We start from the raw sequence: 1791 nt of genomic DNA, 5'->3' as shown, positions 1-1791 counted from the left end.
CAGCTCAGCGGGAGAACCCACTGAGCGGGCGGGGCGATATTCGTTGGGCCCGGCCGGTGGCGGCAGGCACACTCGTCCCATGTCCGACGCCCGTGTGACCGCCGCACCGTTCCTCGACCGACTCGACCCCCTTGCCTATCCGCAACGCGTCCGCGAGATCGCCCGCACGGCGCGGGAGCTGGCCGGGACCGGTGAACTGGCCGCCCTGATCAGAGAGCTGGACGGACGCGGCGCGTACGAGCGGGGGACCGGCGCCTTGCTCGCGTGCGTCGGCCGGGACACCGGCTGGGTCGCGTCCCACCTGGCCGATCCCGACTCGTTCGTGCGCGGGCACGCGCTGCGCGCCGCCCAGGGGCTGCCCGTACCGGACGCCGCGTTCGAGACCGCGTTGCACGACGCGCCCGCCGTGGTGCGTGCCGGGATTCTGCGCCATCTCGCACGCGGGCGGCGCCCCGCGCTCGCCGACCGCCTCGTCGACACGGTGCGCGACCAGTGGGGCGACACCGAAGCGGCCAAGCTGCTGCCCGGCTGCTCGCCCGACGTCGTGGCGCGACTGCTGCCGCAGGTGTTCCACGCGGTGCGCGGCTGGTCGGGACTGGCCCGGCGACACCCCGAGACCCTGCTGGACGTCGCGGAGCGGGCACTCGCCGCCCTGCCGCCCACGGCCCGCACTCGGTGGTGCGAGCACCACGCCCGCATGCTGACGGCCCTCGCCCCGGCCCACCCGCGGCGCGTGCTCGGGCTGCTCGACACCTACCCGGCCGACCGGTTGCCGTACCGGATCGGCTCCTGCCTCGCCGTCCTCGCCCAGGCCGACCCGGCGCGCGTCCTGCGCTGGTACGCGGGCCCGTGGCGCCGGTCGCTGCCCGGGCCACGACAGCTGAGCCCCTCCGCGCTGCGCACCCTGGCCCGCTCCGGCGCACCGGAACTCGCCGACTGGGCCCGCACCCTCGCGGCGCACCCGGACGACCTCGCCGCCCTCCTGAACGCCCAGGCGCCGGCCGACCGTTGGGCCACGTACGAGACCGCCACGGCCGGGCGAGGGGCCGACCACGAGGGTGTCCACACCGCCGTGCTCGACGCCCTGCCCCACCGGCACGTCGCCACCGTCGCGCGGCACGCCGCCCGCACAGCACGCCAGAGGGGCGACGACTGGCTCACCGTTCTCACCGCCGAGTCCTACCTGCCGACCGCAGAAGCACAGGAGGCGCTGAGCGCCGCCACGCGTCGGCCGCGCGCCGAGGAACGCGCCGCGGTCTGGCCGCTCTCCGTGCGCCACACCGCCCGCACCGGGGACCCCGCCGCGACGACCGCCCTCGCCGAGGAACTCGCCGGGCGGCTGCGCAACGAACAGGACCTGGTGCGCGGCGCCGCCCTGCGCGCCCTCGCCGACGACGTGCACCCGCGTCTGTGGGAGCCCGCCGCGCTGCCGCACCTCGACCGTCTGGTCACCGACGCGCTCCAGGCACGCGACCGCTCGTACCCCACCAGCGGTGCCGTGTCCCGTCTCGCGCTCGGCATTCTGCGCGAGCACGCCGCAGGGCCCGGAACCGAGCACGCCACCTGGGCGCTCGACGCCCTCACGGCCCTGCACGGCCACAGCGGCGGACGGGACCTCGGTCGCCTCGACCGCACGCTGCGGCGCGGCCAGGAACGCGACGTGTACGCGGTGCTGCGGCCCCGGATCGAGAGCGACGCCGCCAAGCGGGAGTACGGCCTCGTCCTCGCCCTGGCCCGGGCCACGGGACGCCGGGCCGCCGGCGTCGAGGAACTCCAGGACTGGCTGCGCCA

Annotated in this window: 1 pseudogene; it reads left to right on the top strand. The window is 76.8% G+C overall.

From position 1 onward, the window contains the following. Positions 1-79 precede the first annotated feature (79 nt). Positions 80-1791 (top strand): annotated as a pseudogene (locus GTW43_RS04685) (hypothetical protein); the annotation flags it as partial.

Source organism: Streptomyces sp. SID5785 (assembly GCF_009870065.1).
GTDB lineage: Bacteria > Actinomycetota > Actinomycetes > Streptomycetales > Streptomycetaceae > Streptomyces.
This window is presented reverse-complemented; position numbering and strand designations above follow the sequence as displayed.